This window comes from Paraburkholderia unamae (assembly GCF_003096875.1).
GTDB lineage: Bacteria > Pseudomonadota > Gammaproteobacteria > Burkholderiales > Burkholderiaceae > Paraburkholderia > Paraburkholderia unamae.
The window spans coordinates 20400-37342 of the sequence record NZ_QEOB01000032.1 but is presented as its reverse complement, the minus strand read 5'-3'; the positions used below and the strand labels follow the sequence as shown (position 1 = coordinate 37342).

Genomic DNA, 16943 nt, shown 5'->3' with positions numbered 1-16943 from the left:
GCGCGGCGATCGAAGCGAGGATGCTACCGGGCCATCCGCTTTAGCAGAACCGATGTTTCGCGCTAAGCAAATCACGCCGGCGGGAAAGCGGCGGCGCACGTCCTCGCGTCATGGCGTCATGGCGTGCCGGCTGTGACCGGCGTACCCGATGTGCCTGGCGACATGCGCGCGCCGTTCGCGCGATACCAGCGCACGAACGCCTCGGACGGCATCGGCTTCGCGTAGACGAAGCCCTGTATCCACGTGACGCCGCGCGCGCACAGGTAGTCGAGATGCGTCTGCGTCTCCACGCCTTCGGCCACGAGCTTGGCGCCCAGGCTGTGCGCGAGATCGACGATACAGTCGAGCACCACCGAGCGGTGCCCTTCCGGTTCGATGGTCAGCACGAAGCCGCGGTCGATCTTCAGGATATCGAAGGGAAACTTCTCCAGATAGGAGAGCGAGCAAAAGCCCGTACCGAAGTCGTCGATGGCGATCTGCACGCCTTCGCCGCGCAATGCCTCCAGATTGTGGCGCGCCTGCTCGGTGTTGCGCACCAGCGTGCGCTCGGTGACTTCCAGCACGATCCGCACGCCGCGCGGCTTCACGGCGGCGCACAGCGCGCGCACGTCGCTCACGAGCGCGTCGCCCGACAGGTGCTCGGGCGCGAAATTCACGCTGAGATGAAAGCCGGGCGCGACGTCCCATGTGGCGACATCGCGAACAATGAGCTTGAGCAGATGCTGCGTGAGCGGCACGATCACGTGCTCCTCTTCGGCGGCCTGGATGAATTCGTCGGGACGCACTTCGCCTATGCCCGGCCGCACCCAGCGCAGCAACGCCTCGACGCCGTCGCAGCGGCCCTCGGCCACGCCGTAAAGCGGTTGATATTCCACGTGGAATTCCCTCGCGCGCATGGCGCGCAGCAACTGGTCGCGGCGCGATTGCCCGCTCTTTTGCAGCCGGCGCACGAGCCATACGAGCAGCGCGGAAAGCGCAACTGCCCAAGGCATGTAGCGCACGAGCAGGCCGCCCCACGTTTCGCGAATGCGCTCGGGCAGTCCGTAAATGCGCAGTTCGATCGTCGCGCCCGACATCTGTTTTTTCACGTCGGCCAGCAATGGTGCGTCGCGCACGTGCACGAGCGCCTGCGCTTCACGCAGCACCGCGCCTTCGCCCACGTTCAGCTCGGCCTGGCGAAACACCGAGAGCGGTGCCGCGCCGTGCAAGAGATCGAGCAGATATTGCACGTCGACCGCCACGACCACGAAGCGACCCTGCTCGCCCGGCACGCCGACCAGCAGCGAGGGACGGTTACGCACCATCGAGGTGTTGTTCACGAGCATGAGCCATTCGCCCTGCACCGAAGGCAGATGACCGTCGATCAAGGCGTTGACGGAAACCGACCGCTGCCCAAGCGCGGACGAGCATTCGATCATGCCGTTGTACGCGATGTTGAGCGTGCGCACGTAGGGCACGGTGGCGGCCTTGAGCGTGAGATCGGCCGATAACTCGTCGCACGGCTGCGCCGCGCGCGTTGTGAACACATAGGCCGCACCTTGCGCAGTCTCGACGATCGAAACGATTTGCCCGACGATGAACGTCGAAGCGAGGTTCGCCTCGCGCCGTGCGATGCGCTGCGCCTCGTAACGCCCGAGCGCCACGCACAGCAGGAGCGGCAACGCAGCGACGACGATCAAGGCAAGCACCCGCGAGGCGCGCGCGCAGGCCGCGCGAACGCTGGCCGGCACATCCGACGTCATATCCTGCGCCACATCCGGCGACACTTCGGGCAAGGCGTCCTCCTCACCAGATCCGCCGAGGCGCTGGGAGTTCGGGAAGCCGGTGTTGTGCGCCCGCGCGTCGCGCGAGGGCCGTCGCATGATGCGCCATGCACGCGCGAAGCAGTCCGGCCGCCCTGGATGGCTACGACGGTATGACGCCAACATACACCAAGGCGTGAAGGCCGGGCGCGCGCGGTGCCCCACGCGCGCGGCAACGTCAGCTAACGTGCCTGCCCGTTATGCGCATTCGATACGATTGCGGCCGCCCTTCTTCGCGCGGTACAGCGCAAAGTCGCTGCGCGTGAGCGCGGCTTCGGCGCTCGGGTCGGCGGCGTGCATGATGGTGATGCCGATGCTCACGGTGAGCACGATCGCCACGCCTTCGGCGGCAAGCGGCTGGCCGGCGAAGCGCTCCTGAATGCGCCGCGCCACGCTCAACGCACCGTCGAGATCGGCGGCGCCGAGCAGGACTGCGAATTCCTCGCCACCGATGCGGCCCGCCAGATCGCCCGCGCGCAACTGCGTGCGCAGGATTTCGGCGAAATGGCGCAGCACGTCGTCGCCGATCGCGTGGCCCCAGCGGTCGTTGATCGACTTGAAGTGATCGAGATCGCACATCATGACCGCCGCCCCCACGCCGCCGCGCCGCACCTGGGCGAGCTGCGCCTCGATGCGCGTCATGAAATGGCGGCGGTTGGGCAGCCGCGTGAGGCTGTCGGTGCTCGCGAACTCCTGGAGTTCGGCTTCGACGCGCTTGCGCTCGGTGACGTCGGTGATAACGCCGTGCCAGACCGTTGCGCCGTCAACGAGGCGCTGCGGCCGCGCGTCGCCCTGACGCCAGCGCAAACCCTGTTGCGGCAGTTGCACGCGAAATTCCAGATGCCACGGCGTGAGCTTCGCCGCCGATGTCTCGAACGAGGCGTGCCACGCGTCGAGGTCGTCGGGGTGGATCAGCGCGTCCACGCACGCCGCGTCATGCGCAGCCTGCTCGGGCGTGAGCTCGTAGATCTCCGCAATGCCCGCGCTCGCGTAGGAGAGCCACGCGCGGCCATCGGGCAACTGGCGGCGCTGGAACACGAGGCCTGGCACCTCGTTCGTGAGGTTCGTGACGAGCGTCGCGCTCTCGCGCAGGCGCTCGGCCATCTCGCGCATCGAGGAGATGTCCGTGGTCGTGCCGATCATGCGCAGCGCTCGCCCCTGTGCGTCGCGGCTCATGACCTTGCCGCGGCTACAGATCCATTTGTAGCGGCCGTCCTTGCAACGGATACGGTGCTCCACCTCGTAGCTCGGCGTGCGCCCTTCGAAATGCGCCTGCATCGCGGCCTTCACGTATTCGAGGTCGTCGGGATGCAAACGCTGATAGCTGTCCTCGATGCGGCTCGTCAGCTCGTCCTCCGCGTAGCCGAGAATGGCCTTCCAGCCCGGCGAATAGCGGATATCGCCCGTCACCACGTCGCGGTCCCAGACCCCCGTGCCGCTGCCCGCGATGGCGTGCGTGAGGAGACGTTCGCGTTCGCACAGCGCTTCGAGTTGCGCGCGCAATGCGTCCACGCTTTCAGCGGAGTCTTCGTCTTCAGTGGCAGCTTCGGTGGCGGCCTCAATGCCGCGACTCGCGCGAGGCGAAGAGCGCGCCGCCAGCGCCGCCGCCACGCGCGCAAAGTCGTCGAGACTTGCGCGCCCGGCCGCATCCAGCTCGCGCGGCTGCGGATCGATCAGGCAAAGGCTGCCCACGTGCTCGCCCTGCGCGCCATGCAAGGGCCACGCGGCAACGAAGCGAAACGGCAGTTCATACGCATGCGCGAGCGCGCTGCGCCAGGCGGGATCTTCGGTGATATCGGGCACCACGAGCGGCTCGCGCGCCTCGCTCGCGGCCCCCTCATGCGCGAGCGTGCGCAGGGCGTCGCAAAGCGCGTCGTCCACGCCCGCGCGCGTGGCGGGCGCGCCGCCCGGCACCACGCAGGCCGCGGCCACGCCGAAATGCGCCGCGACGAGGCGCAGCAAGCCTTCGAGCTGAGGATCGGAAACCGCGTGGACGCCAGGATCGGCGTCAGGCGCCTGATCAGGTCGCTGCATGCGCAACGGTGCCGCGCCCGTGCGCCCCGCCTCCCGTCCCCCGGCGCAGGCAGGCTCGGCCTCGCGGGAGGGCGGAACGGCCTCGGGCGTCGACGATGGAACGGTCATGGCGTGCGCTCGCACAGGAGGAACGAAAACCGAGTATATCGCTCATGCATGTCGCATCGGCAGCGCTGCCGCGCCTTTCCCTGCCCCCTCAATAATCCCGGCGCCGGCGGAACACCCACCAGCCGAGCAGCGCCGTGAAGGTGGCGACCACCACCACCATGAGCCAGAAGCCGTGCCGGTTTTCCGCGAGCGGAATGCCGCCCACGTTCATACCGAAAAAACCCGCCACGATATTGATCGGCAGCGCGAGCACGGTAACGAGCGTCAGCGTGAACAGCGTGCGGTTGTTCTGCTCTTCGAGCCGTGCGCCTATTTCTTCCTGCAACAGCTTGATGCGCTCGACGAGCCCGGCCATGTCGCCGAGAACGAGCGAGAACTCCTCGGTCGCTTCGCGCAGGTCCTGCACGTCGGGCGCCTGGAGCCAGCGCGGCGGGCGCGCCAGCAGCCGGAATACCGAGCCGGGCTCGGGCGCGAGCATCCGTTGCAGGCGCACGAGTATGCGCCGCATGGCCGCGAGATCGTGGCGGCTGCCGAAACGGCGGGAGGCGAGAAACTGGTCTTCGGCGCGATCGACGTCCACGCTCGTGCGGCGCACGATCTCGACCATCAGGTCGGCCTGGTCGCGCATCAGGTGGATCAGCAGTTCGGCGGGCGAGCGGAACGTCTCGCCGTTGCGGACATAGCCGCGCAGGCGGTCGATGGAGCGCAGCGGCTTGAGGCGCGCCGTCACGAGAATGCGCTCGTGCGTGTACGTCCAGAGCGTGGCGATTTGCGAGGGAGAGAGCTCGAAATCGAACATCACGTCGTTGACCACGGCGAACAACGCACCGTCCACATGCTCGATGCGCGTGGAGTGCGAGCCTTCCACGAGCATCTCGAAGAACGCGTCGGGCAGGTCGAGATGCGCGCGCATCCACGGTTGCGCCGCGGCGTGCGCGAGATTGAAGTGGAGCCAGTAGAACGTGTCGGCGCTCGCTGAAGGCGGCTCGCCTTCGGCGAGGGGGCGACGCAGCGCGTCGAGCACGTCGTCGCACGTGACAGGCTGGCCGGGCTGGCCGGGCGTGAAGCGAAAGCCGCAAACCAGGCCCGACAGGTCGGCGCCATACGTTGCAACGGACGAAGCGAAATCCATGGTCGTCGTGGCCGGTTGATCGGCGCACAGCATGCCACATGGGCGCTTTTGCAGGCAAGCGCGCGAATCCTGGCGGCGACACGCGCGGGCCATGTGGGTGTGCTAAGACACTCGCGCGGAGATGTATGGCTTGCTGTGCGACCGGATCGGCCAGCGCCTGCGAATGCCGGCCGCGCGCGGGTTCGCGGGATTCAAGGGGTTTTCGGCGCGTCGCGAGCGCCATCGTCTAGCTGGGCCACGTCCTGCGCCTCGTACCCGCCGCCCAGCGCCCGTGTCAGAATGAGGTCCTGACCCAGCCGCTCGCCGTCCAGCAGGAGCAGCGCGGTCTGCTCCGCCAGCAATGGCAGGCGCGCCTCCTCGGCGCTCAGGCGGCTGGCGAGGCCCCGCCGGTACGCCGCGTCGGCCGCCTCCTGCGCGAAACGCGCGGCTTCGACCTTGTCCGCTTGCAGGCCACGCTCCTCGTCGAGCGTTTGCAGCCGGCTGCCGCTCACGGCCACGTCGCGCACGGCGTCCAGCACGGCCTGGTTGTACTGCTCGATCAGGATATTGCTCGCGGCGCGCGCGCCGCCCAGGTTCGCGTTCAGGCGCCCGCCGTCGAAAATCGGCAAATAGAGCCCCGGAATCAGGTTGAATTGCGTGCTCGCGGCGCGAAAGAGCTTGCTGAGCTGGATGGTGTCGAGCCCGAAAAACGCCTTGATGTCGATGCTCGGATAAAACGCGGCCTTGGCGGCCTGTACTTCGCTCAGCGACGATTGCACATACCAGCGCATGGCCTGAAGGTCGGGACGGCGCGCCAGCAACTGGTACGAAAGCACAGCAGGCAGACCAGCCGCCGCCTGCGGCAGCGCGACGGGCCGGATCTCCGGCAGGCTGTCCGCGCCCCCGCCGACCACGGCACGCAGCATCTCGCGTGTCTGCGTGATCTGACCCTGCGCCGCCGCGATCTGCCGGTCCACGCCCAGCAGTTGTCCGCGCGCGCCATGCATGGGCACCCTCGCTTCGAGGCCGGTCGCAGCCTTGCCCTCGTGCGCCTGAACGGCGTAGGCGAGCACCTCGCGCGTTTGCCGCAACAGGTCGAGCAGCCGATAGCTGGCCTGCATGCTGAAGTAAAGCTGCGCGACCTCCGTGGAAATGGCCAGTTCGACGGCCGCCTCCTCGGCAACGCGCGCGTTGCGCGCCCCGATGGCCGCCTCGACAAGCGAGCGCTGCCGCCCCCAGATGTCGACATTGAGTCCCGCGAACAGGCCCACGGTCCCTTCCGTGTACCACGGGCCGCTGAAGCCCAGCTTCGGCGCGTTCAGCGCATAGGGCCCAAGGAAGCCATTAGACGACACATGCTGCTCGTTGAGAAAGCCCAGCGCCGAGACTTGCAGATTGGAGCCCGCCCTGAGCAGATCGACCTGCGAGCCCGATTGCGCCACGCGCAACTGTGCGGCGGCAAGGGTCGGTGAGCCCTTGAGCGCACGCTCGATCAGCGCGTCGAGTTGCGGGTCGTCATAGCGCGTCCACCATTGCGCGTCGGGCCAGCCGTCGCGAGCCAGGTGGATGTCGCTCGCGAGCCGGATGCGCTCGGGCGGAATCTGCGCATGAACGGGCGCGTCGTTGCGCATCAGCGCGCAACCCGGCGTCAGACTCAGGACGCCGCCAAGGACGCCACTCAGAACACCAACGCGGCAGACCTTGGCGAAGACGTGTTTCTTGTTCATGTCAGGGCAGATTTCCGGTGGACCGCGAAGCGGTGGCAATCGCGCTCGCGCCGGCAGTTGTCGTGGAGTTGGCCGTTTCCCAGCCAGGCAGGTCCGCCGCCGCCAGCGCGAGGCGTTGAACGTGCGCGAGCAGCGGTGTATCGGCCGGGCCGGCAATCTGCATGGCGTGGGCGCGCAGTTGCTCCTGCTCCCGCGTGGGCGGCTCGCCCTGCTCGACCACGCGCTTTGCGTAGATGTCGAGCAGACTGGCGGTTTCGTCGCGCAACCGTGCGGCCGTGGCGAGCGCGGGCGCAGTCGTCACGCGTGCTTGCGCGGGATCGAGCGCGGCGAGCGTCTCGCCGTGAACGTGGTCCTGCCTCACCAGCAGGTCGCGGCTCACGGCAAGCAGCCGCTCGGCCTGAGCCGCGAGCCGCGCGGGCGCGCCGCGCTTGTAGCGCGGCTCGTAGCGCACTTTTTCGAGGTCCATGCTGCACGCGTTGAGCGCCGCCCAGCACTGCATGTGCTGCTTCGCGTAGGCGATCTGCTGCTGCGGGTCGTCGCGCCGGGCGGGCGAGCGCACGAGTTCCGCCAGCGCGCGCACGAGCGCCGCGAGCTTCACGCGCGTGGCGCCGCTTTCGCTTTCCGGCCAGATGAACACGTAGACCACCCAGCAGATGCTCACCCCAAGCAGAATGCCAACCATGCGGTCGCGAATCTCGGTGAGGTCGGTGCTGGGACCGAAGTGTTCGAGCAACGCGAGCGCGAAGGTCGCCGCGCCCTGGGTGCCGACGTAGGCGAGCCGCTCGGAACCAGCGGTCAGCCACGCGCCCGCCGCGATCACGGGCAGCATGGCGAGCAGAAGTCCGAAAATCGTGTCGATGTACGGCATGACGAGCACGAACACCAGCAACGCGCTCACGCTGCCCAGCAACGCGCCGTAGAAGCGCAGCGTCATCTGCCGCACCGAGGTGCCGAGCCCCGGCAGCGCCACCATGCCGCTCGTGATGAGGATGGTATGGATGCCCGGCCATTGCAGGACGTTGAAGACGAAATAGCCCGTGAGGCCGCAGATCAGCACCTTCACCGCGAAGCGCACATAGGCGGGATTGGTGAACACGTCGGGGGGCACGAGCGGTGGCCTGGGCGGCTTCTGCGCGGGCACGGCGGCGCTGTCGAAATGCGCCACTGCTTGCAGGGTGCGGTAGAGATCGTCGGCCTGCGCGAGTGTGGCGAGCGCTGCGCGCTCCGGCGCGTCGGGCGTCCACTCCGGCCGGAACGAAGTGTGCGCGGCGATGGCCGCGTCGAACGCGAGCAATTGCGCCTGGAGCCGCTGGAGTGCGCGGCGCAGCACGGGTGTCGCGTGCGGCAGCACGGCGGGCAGCGTGTTGCACAGATGTTGCGCATGCAGCACGGCGGCCACGCAGCATTGCCGGTACTGCTGGCGCGCGGGATCTTTCGCGTCGGCCATGTTGGCGAACGTCGCGAAGCCCTGGAGCGCCGCGGACTGCCGTTGCAGTTCGCCGCCCGACAACGGCGGCGCAGCGGTCTCGCCCGCTGCCAGCGCACCCAGCCGGGCGGCTGCGCGGCCAAGCTGGCGATGCGCTTCGCCCTCGAACTGTCGCACCGGATTGGTCGACGCGAACACCGTATTGACGATCAGCGCGAGCACGCTGCCATACGTGATGGCCCCCACGGACCACAACACCTGGCGCACGAGGTAGTCGGCCTGGCCGGTCTGGTCGACGAACGACTGTGCGTAGAGCACGACGAGCGCCGGCCCGAGCAGTACGAGGCCGGCCTTCGACACGCGCACGCAAAACATGAAGCAGAAGAACAGCACGCCCGACGCGATGATGCGCAGCAACGCGTAGTCGTAGGTCAGCTTCAGGAGGAAGACGAACACGCACACCGCGATGAAGTCGGCGAGCGACAGCACGATGAAGATCACGCGCGTGAGGACGACATTTGCCTGTGCCGTGAAGAAGACGGCGACCAGCGACAGCACCGTGTACGGAATCTGGAACGTCTCCCCGATCACGATCGCGATGGCGGAAGCGAGCGTGAGGCGCAGCGCGAACTGGCCGCGCCCCGGAAACGGCGCGAGTTCGGCGGCAAACCAGCACAAGGTGTGCGCGAGGCGTTGCGCAAAGGTGTCGTTCATGGGCAGCGTCCCGTCTCAGCGCGCCGCCCGCGCGCCAGGCTGGAGCTTGACCACGGCCGAAGCGCCCACGCGGAACAGCTCCGCATCCGGCCGATCGACGAGAATCTTCACGGGAAAGCGCTGCGCCACGCGCACCCAGTTCAGGCTGCGCTGCACGCGCGGCAGGCCTTCGAGCACGAGCCCGCCATCGTCCGGCAGCACGCCGTAGCCGATGGAGTCCACGCGGCCCTGAAACTGCTGCCCGGTGTCCGACATCAAATAGACCTTCGCCGGCGTGCCCGCGCGAATATTCTTCAGTTCCGTCTCGCGAAAATTGGCGACGACGTACCAGTGCCGCGTGTCGATGAGCGTGAAAACGGGCTTGAACGGCGAGGCGAACTGACCGGTCGTTGTCTTGAGCGACACCACCCGGCCGTCGAAGGGCGCGCGCACCGTCGCCATGTCCAGGCGGTACTGCGCGAGCGCGATTTCCGCGCGCGCCACGTCGCGCTGTGCGACCAGCGCATCCACGCCGGTCACGGCCGCCGAGGCCTGCTGCGCTTGCAGGCGCGCGGCCTCCAGCTCCGACTCGGCAGCACGCTGCGCCGTGCGTGCGCGGTCCACATCCTCGGCCGAGACATAGCCTTTGGCGAGCAGCGGCTCGGTGCGCTTGAGCGTCTGGATCGACTGTGCGGCGGCGGCGCGCGCGCGCTCGACCGCCGCGTGCGCGGAGTCGGCGCCATATTGCTGCGCCTTCACGGTTCGCTCCATCAGCGTGATCTGGCTGTCGAGCGCCGCGAGCGCGGCGTTGGCGCGGGCCAGTTCGTCGTCGAAGGGGCGCGGGTCGATCGCGAACAGCACGTCGCCGCGCTTGACCGCCTGGTTGTCGCGCACGGCCATGTTGACGATGCGCCCGTTGACTTCGGATACCACGTCGATCGAGTCGGCGTACGCGTAGGCGTCGTCGGTACGTGGCGACGTATCGACTCGCCAGAGCACATAGGCCAGCACAAGGAGCACCACTACCGCCAGCACAGCCGGGACGATCTTGCTTGAAGTTTGATTCGGCGTGCTAGCCATGAACCCGCTCCGTCATAGTCAGGAATATCAGGAATTGAAGAGGAGTAGCCAGATCAGCAGGGAAAAGAGTAGCCATAGCGCGGGAAAGGCGAGCAGCGGCGGCCCCAGGAGACGCTCTCGTTGTACGTGGATGAGCACGCCGCGTATGGCCAGCACGAACAACAGCGCGCCCAGCACGCAGAACATCCAGTCGGGGAAGAAGGCGCCCATCACGCTGATGGAGGGCGACGCCGAGCACCCGGCGAGCGCCGCAGCAGCAAGGCATGAGAGCGCTCGTGCGACGAGGCCGCACAGCGGCAAGCGGGATGTGTTGCGGCTGGCGGGCATCGATCGACGACGCTTGCGTTCGCGATACTCATGAAGTCGTTCGCAGTATTGATCTTTCATAGGCGTCTTCGAGGTTGCGGAAATGTGGCCGGTCTCTGCCTGTTGCCGCTGTTGCACACCCGCGCTCTTGTTTGACAATCGAATGTGCTGCGCACTTTACCGGGATCACTCACGCCCCACGTTTCAATCAATTAATAATTGGACGTCAAACAAACGAGCATCAAAATAAGATTCTTCCTATTCACGAGTCAGATCACTTCAACTTACAAAAAAAACGATCTCTCGTGACGCGATTCACATTGCGCCGACATATGAGATAGCGAATCATTATTAGGTCGCGAACATTTCGCTCACACTGCACCCACAGTCAGACAGTCAATTTTTTAAATTCCTTTGACGGATCGCATACCTTCCTTAAGGGATAGACGCAGCGCGCCTCAAGCCATCTAGCATAGAATGATCGAACACGGTCTAGCCAATACTCCGCTTTGACTCGCGCCCGGTCTCGATTTCATACGCCCGCCAGATCAAATGGCAGAGGAAGGTTTTTGTTTTCGATATTCGTATTTTTATTTTTTCCGAAAAATATTTATCGCTTCATTGAAAAAATAGGGATCCGACGTCGCCTGATTACACCGCATGAAGGAAGGCCAAAACGATTCATTCTTTATCAGCAGTGTTGACCATTCAGCTTCCTCTCCCTTACCAATCATTTTCAGGGAATTCCATTTCGTTGATGCGGGCGCGCGCCGCGCATCCTGGCTCACAAGAGCCTTTACGTGATGACGTTCGTGAAAATGAAGGACAACCTGGCAAAAGCAACAACCTGGAGAATCTTTCATGTCCGATAAAAACGAGCGCGAGCATCCCGGCACACGCCGCAAGTTCCTGAAGAACGTCGCCGTAGCCGGCGTGGCGACAGGCCTCGGAACGGTGATGGGTGAATCTTTCGCGGACGCCGCAACGCCGGCCAGCCCCACGGGCATTGCGCCCAAGCCGCCCACGCGCGCCACGCTCGACGCGAACGCGGCCTACGCGCATTTCCTCTCCTTCGCGGATACGCAGGATTTCGAGGACGCGAGCCGCGGACTCGTCGCCAAGCTGCCCGATCCGGTGAAGATTCCGGGCCCCAAAGGCGTGGATGCATGGAACCTCGGGCAGTTCGCGTTCATCACCGGCGGCCCGGAAAACAACTCGCCGAACACCGTGAACCCCAGCCTCTGGCGCAACGCCAAGCTCAACATGAATCACGGCCTGTTCAAGGTCACCGAAGGCATCTGGCAGGTGCGCGGCTATGACCTTTCGGTCATGAGCATCATTCGTGGCGACAAGGGCTTTATCGTCGTCGACCCGCTGGTGACGATCGAAGTCTCGTCGTACGTGTGGAAGAACCTGGTCGTCCCGCATCTCGGCGATCACCCCATCACCCATGTGATCTACACGCATAGCCACGCGGATCACTACGGCGGCGTCCGCGGCATCGTGAGCGACGACGACCTGAAGTCGGGCAAGGTCAAGGTCGTCGCCCCGGCGGGCTTTGTCGAGGCCGCCGTGAGCGAGAACATCATCGCGGGCAATGCCATGGGCCGCCGCGCGCTTTACATGTACGGCAATCTGCTGCCGCGCAGCGCGGTCGGCGTGGTGGACGCCGGCCTCGGCAAAACCGGCTCCACCGGCACGATGACGCTCGCGATCCCCGCCGAATACGCGGAAAAAACCGGACAAAAACTGGTGCTCGACGGCGTCGAACTCGTCGTGCTGATGGCGCCGGAATCCGAAGCGCCGACGGAATTCATGTTCTATCTGCCGAAGTTCAAGGCGTTCTGCGCGGCCGAGGATGCGACGCACACGCAACACAACCTGTACACGCTGCGCGGCGCCAAGGTGCGCGACGCCCTGCTCTGGTCGAAGTATCTGCAAATGGCGCTCGACATGTTCGGTGGCGAAATGGAAGTCCTGTTCGCCTCGCACTACTGGCCGACGTGGGGCAACGAGCGCATCGTGCCGTTCGTGAGCGCACAGCGCGACATGTACCGCTATCTGCACGACCAGACCATGCGCCTCGCGAACAGCGGCTACACGCCGCGCGAGATCGGCGACATGCTGCATCTGCCGGACAGCCTCTCGAAGCACTGGTACTGCCGCGGCTACTATGGCGCCACGTATCACAACCTCGTCGCTCAGTACAACCTGCGTCTCGGCTTTTTCGACGGCGTGCCTGCCGAATTGCACCGTCTGCCGCCTGTCGAGGTCGGCAAGCGCTATGTCGAATTCATGGGCGGCTCCAGCGCCGTGCTGAAGAAGGCGCAGGCGTCGTTCGACAAGGGCGATTACCGCTGGGTAGCCGAGGTCGTCAACCACGTGGTGTTTGCGGAACCGGAAAACGTTGCGGCAAAGCACCTGCTGGCCGACACCTACGAGCAATTGGGTTACCAATCCGAGGCGGCGAGCTGGCGCAACATCTATCTGACCGGCGCAATGGAGCTGCGCAACGGCGTTCACAAGGAACTCACGGCCACGCCGCAGAGCCCGGACGTGATCCGCGCCATGCCGCTCGACATGTTCCTCGACTACCTCGGCATCCGGCTCGACGCGCAAAAGGCCGCCGGCAAGTCGCTGTCGTTCAATCTCGTGCTCACGGACACGGACGACAAGTACCTCGTCGGCGTCGAGAATTCGGCCTTGCACTACTCGAAGGACCGGACCTCCAGCACCGCCGACGCGTCGTTGACCATGAGCCGCCACGACCTGAACAACATCATGCTGGGCGACACCACGATGCACAGCCTCGTGATCGCGGGCAAGGCGAAGGTGGACGGCGACAGCCAGAAGCTCGGCGAATTCGTGACCTGGCTTGACAGCTTCGAACTGTTCTTCAATATCGTTACGCCCTGACGAACCATGTGCGCTATCTGCAACTTCAAGATCGAATTCGGCATCGGTCATCCGATGGCGTTGTGCGTCGCGACCGCCACGCGCGGCGCGATCGACAGCGGACTCCTCACCGAAGACAAGACCGAAGGCGTGCTGGCCACCGCGCGGCAACGGCTGGCCGCCATCGAAACACTCAAGGTGTTTCAGGATCGCCTCGAAACGTCTGTTGCGATCGATGAGTTGCTGGCACTGCCCGACTTCTATGTCCTGCTGATCGAAGGCGAGACCTGGGGTTTCTTCCACGCCACGGCGGAAGGTTTCGATCCCGACATCGTGCCCGAGATGCCCGACCTCGCCACGGAAGACGTCGAAAAGCGCAGCGTCGTGCTGGTCGTGGCCAACGTCACACTTCAGGCGTTGCTGGCAGGCCGTGTCGATCTGCAAAGCGCGCTCGACGACAATCTGCTCCTAATCGACGCGCCCGCGCAGCACAGCGAGAAACTGCGCGGCGTGATCGGGAAGTCGCTTGCCGTTTGCGACAACTGCGAGGCGCCGCCGGTTTGAGTGTCATTGCGGTCTGACGCAAGACCCAGGATGCGAGAACCCAAGGGGGACCGGTTTTCCGGTCCCTTTTCTTCCTCATTGCCTCTTGTCTTCTACATCCAATCGATTTTTTTCAACAGGTAAACTTGCAAGTTTAGCTGTTTATCTCCATTATGCGAGACATGCACCCCCCGAAGCCGCGTGGCTAATCATGTCCGTCAAAACCATAGAACCCGCCGTCATCGACTTCATGCAGGCAATCGGCATGCTCGTGCGGCGCACCCGCAACGAGTCCCACGCCGACGCCCTTTCGATGACGGAATCCGTCGTCATGTCGCGCCTCGCCAGCGACGGGCCAGCCACGATTGCCGCGCTCGCGCGCGCCGAGGCCATGCGGCCCCAGTCGATGGGCGCCACGATCGCGGCGCTGGAGGAACTGGGCCTCGTCGCCCGCACGCCGCATGCCACGGACGGGCGCCGGATACTCATCGACCTGACGTCAAAGGGCCGGCAGCTCCGCAAGGAGACGCGCGCCGCCAAGCAAATGTGGCTCTCTCAAGCCATCGCGGAACTGGAGGAAAGCGAACGCGCCACGTTGTTCAAGGCCGGCGCGCTCATCAGAAAACTGGCGGAACGATGAACGCCAACCCCGCCGGGCGTATCGATCCGCTGGTCTGGAAAGTGGCGGCGGTCGTCTCCATCGGCTCGTTCATGGCGCAGATGGACTCGACGCTCGTCAACGTGTCGCTTTCCACGATCGGCCATGCGCTCGGTTCGCCCGTGGCCACGGCGCAGTGGATCGTGAGCGGCTACCTGCTGGCCATGGCGCTGATGCTGCCGCTCAACGGCTGGCTCGTGGACCGCGTGGGCGCGAAGCGTCTGTATCTGTTCTCGTTCGCCGCCTTCACGCTCGCCTCGATGCTGTGCGCCGTGGCGCAGACCATGCAGCAACTGATCGGCGCGCGCGTTTTCCAGGGCCTCGTTGCCGGTGTGCTCGCCCCCATGGCGCAGATGATGATCGGGCGCGTGGCGGGCAAGAACATGGAACGCATCATGGGTTACGCCACCCTGCCCATTCTGCTCGGGCCGATACTCGGCCCCGTGCTTGCGGGCGCCGTGCTCGCGAAGGCGTCATGGCCCTGGCTCTTTCTCATCAACTTGCCCGTTGGCGCTAGCGGCATTGCGTTGGCCATCCTTCTGCTTCCGCCCGACGCGGGCCTTGTGCAGCGCAGGCGCTTCGATTTCGCCGGTTTCGCGCTGATCTCGCCGGGTCTCGTGGCGCTCGTCTATGGCTTCCAGAGTGCTGCCCACACGTCGGGCCAGGCGCTGCTCGTTGCCGGCGCGGCTTTGCTCGCGGGTTTCGTGTGGTACTCGAAGCGGCACGGAGAATCGGCGTTGATCGATGTGACGATGTTTGCGCAGCGCAGCTTCGCCGTTCCGGCCGTCACGCAGTTTTTCGCCAACGGCATGCTGTACGGGCGGCAGTTGGCCGTTCCCCTGTACCTCATAGCCGGTTGCGGGCTGTCCACCGCGCACGCGGGCGCGCTGCTCGCCGCAACGGGCGTGGGCATGATGGCCTCGTTTGCATGCATCGGCTTTCTGACCGAGCGCCTGGGCTGCCGCGTGCTCGCCGCCAGCGGCGCGCTGCTGGCCTTGCTCGCCACGATCCCGTTCCTGTGGATGACCGGCCACTCATTCTCCACGAGCGTGGCGCTGGTCAGCCTGTTTCTCGCGGGCGTGGGCCAGGGAACCATCAGCATCCCTTCGATTGCGGCCGCTTATGCGTCGATGCCGAAGGCGCGACTGCCCGTGGCGAACACCGCATTGAATATCGCGCAAAGAATTGGCGGCCCGGTCGCAACGACGCTCGTCTCCATGGCCGTTTCCCTGGCAGTGCAAAGTTCTTCGGCCGGGGAGCCGCGACGCTTTCTGCCGGCATTCGCCGCGCTCGCCGGTCTGCACTTGCTGTGCTTCGCCGGGGCCATGCTGCTTCCCGTGCGAGTGCGCCACGCAAGCGATCGCTAAGGCCCGCACGACGCCGCTCAAGCCGGCGATCGCGCCGCCCCGTGCGCCACGCTGCGGCGCTGGCGCTGGAAAAACCGCCACATCATCGACATGGCATTTGGCCCTCTGGCCGAATGAAACGCCACGTCCGGGTCGCCGCCGCTCCACGCGTGCCCGAGACCTCGAACGATGCAGACCCGCACCACGAGCCGCCCCGACTTCACAAAGTCGGTGTAATCGACGTCGTCCTGACGATAGGTGCGGATCTCGCCCGCACGCAAGACGCCCTGCGCGTCGATCAGGCGGTTCACGTGCGCGAACTGAAGGCCGAGTTGCTCGGCGTTGTGCTTCGCCACGACGGCGTCGAGTTCGCCGTGCACGATGATGGCCGGCATGCCGGGATGCGCGATGCCGCCGATGGCGGCGTCGATCAGGCTCACCGGGTCGTCGCGGCTGCCGCGGCGCATGACGTGCATGGCGCTCATCGTGGACGTGGCCGCGCCGAACACCGGTCCCGAATGCAGGCCCACGGCGGCAAACAGGCTCGCATGGCGCAGGGCGAGCACGGCCGCGAGACCCGCTCCCGCCGAGATGCCCGCCAGGTAGACCCGCTCGCGGTCGAACCCGTGCTGTCGCACGATCGCATCGACGAGCGACGCGATGGCCGGCGCCTCGGACTGCGCCGGCTCGCCATGCCAGTGCCAGCACCGTTGCGCATGCGCCGTTTTCGCCTGCTCGGGAAGCAGCACGGCAAAGCCCGAGCGCTCCGCCAGGCGGCAAACCCGCGTGCCTGCCGCGAACGACTCGGCAGTCTGCTTGCAGCCGTGCAGCATGACGACGAGTGGCAGCCCGGCGCTGGCCGCCTCTTTTACCGCCGCAGGCAGATACAGCGAATACGCAAGGTGGTTGACGAGGTGCCCGGCCAGTGGCGGCGCGGAATGATACGAGCGAATCCAGCGGCCGGCCGGACCAGCCGCTCGCTTGGCATTCGCGGCCTTTTTCCTGGCACGCGGTGCGATAGGGGGCGTGAGCAGTTCGAGGCCTCTGAACCAGACGCTGGTCTTTTTCCTGGGCATGAGCAAAGGGCAGCAAGGCGTGGGGTTCACGTCACGCCCCGAGCGACGCGCGGCGGACAAGGGAAAGGACTGAGGAAAGACAGCGACCGAAACGCTGCGAGCCCAGCCATCTTAGCGGCCCTTGCCGCCCGCTGAATT

Annotated in this window: 12 protein-coding genes; 4 read left to right on the top strand and 8 right to left on the bottom strand. The window is 65.7% G+C overall.

Going from position 1 to position 16943, the window contains the following annotated elements; all coding sequences use genetic code 11:
* Positions 1–116: 116 nt before the first annotated feature.
* The 7 genes from C7402_RS40375 to C7402_RS40345 all read right to left on the bottom strand — a co-directional run bounded on the left by C7402_RS40375 (position 117) and on the right by C7402_RS40345 (position 10368).
* Positions 117–1862 carry an EAL domain-containing protein gene (locus tag C7402_RS40375; RefSeq protein ID WP_165842105.1) on the bottom strand — a complete coding sequence of 582 codons (1746 nt, stop codon included), beginning with the start codon at positions 1860–1862 and terminating at the stop codon, positions 117–119.
* A 138-nt stretch (positions 1863–2000) separates the two neighbouring features.
* A complete protein-coding gene (locus C7402_RS40370) occupies positions 2001–3944 on the bottom strand; it encodes a sensor domain-containing diguanylate cyclase (RefSeq protein WP_244315048.1) in 1944 nt (647 codons plus the stop codon).
* Between the two features lie 88 nt (positions 3945–4032).
* The gene (locus tag C7402_RS40365; protein WP_372460375.1) at positions 4033–5109 is read right to left on the bottom strand and encodes a transporter; all 1077 of its coding nucleotides are present in this window, start codon (positions 5107–5109) and stop codon (positions 4033–4035) included.
* Between the two features lie 158 nt (positions 5110–5267).
* Positions 5268–6782, bottom strand: a complete 1515-nt coding sequence (locus tag C7402_RS40360) for an MdtP family multidrug efflux transporter outer membrane subunit (RefSeq protein WP_116614527.1) — start codon at positions 6780–6782, stop codon at positions 5268–5270.
* Between the two features lies 1 nt (position 6783).
* The gene (locus C7402_RS40355) at positions 6784–8922 is read right to left on the bottom strand and encodes an FUSC family protein (RefSeq protein WP_116614526.1); all 2139 of its coding nucleotides are present in this window, start codon (positions 8920–8922) and stop codon (positions 6784–6786) included.
* 15 nt (positions 8923–8937) lie between these two features.
* Positions 8938–9981, bottom strand: coding sequence for a multidrug transporter subunit MdtN (mdtN, locus tag C7402_RS40350; RefSeq protein WP_116614525.1), 1044 nt, complete (start codon positions 9979–9981; stop codon positions 8938–8940).
* Positions 9982–10008: 27 nt separating this feature from the next.
* Positions 10009–10368, bottom strand: coding sequence for a YtcA family lipoprotein (locus C7402_RS40345; protein WP_116614524.1), 360 nt, complete (start codon positions 10366–10368; stop codon positions 10009–10011).
* 780 nt (positions 10369–11148) lie between these two features.
* On the opposite strand from C7402_RS40345, the gene C7402_RS40340 reads away from it, so the two are divergent.
* From C7402_RS40340 to C7402_RS40325, 4 genes are all read left to right on the top strand, one after another.
* The gene (locus C7402_RS40340) at positions 11149–13203 is read left to right on the top strand and encodes an alkyl/aryl-sulfatase (protein WP_116614523.1); all 2055 of its coding nucleotides are present in this window, start codon (positions 11149–11151) and stop codon (positions 13201–13203) included.
* Between the two features lie 6 nt (positions 13204–13209).
* Complete coding sequence (locus C7402_RS40335; protein WP_116614522.1) at positions 13210–13746, top strand: hypothetical protein; 537 nt, start codon at positions 13210–13212, stop codon at positions 13744–13746.
* A 190-nt stretch (positions 13747–13936) separates the two neighbouring features.
* Complete coding sequence (locus C7402_RS40330) at positions 13937–14365, top strand: MarR family winged helix-turn-helix transcriptional regulator (RefSeq protein WP_116614521.1); 429 nt, start codon at positions 13937–13939, stop codon at positions 14363–14365.
* Positions 14362–15750, top strand: a complete 1389-nt coding sequence (locus C7402_RS40325) for a DHA2 family efflux MFS transporter permease subunit (RefSeq protein ID WP_116614520.1) — start codon at positions 14362–14364, stop codon at positions 15748–15750. The genes C7402_RS40330 and C7402_RS40325 overlap by 4 nt, the downstream gene beginning before the upstream one ends.
* A 17-nt stretch (positions 15751–15767) precedes the next feature.
* Here C7402_RS40325 and C7402_RS40320 read toward each other — a convergent pair whose 3' ends face one another.
* Positions 15768–16805, bottom strand: coding sequence for an extracellular catalytic domain type 1 short-chain-length polyhydroxyalkanoate depolymerase (locus tag C7402_RS40320; protein ID WP_116614519.1), 1038 nt, complete (start codon positions 16803–16805; stop codon positions 15768–15770).
* Between the last annotated feature and the right edge of the window lie 138 nt (positions 16806–16943).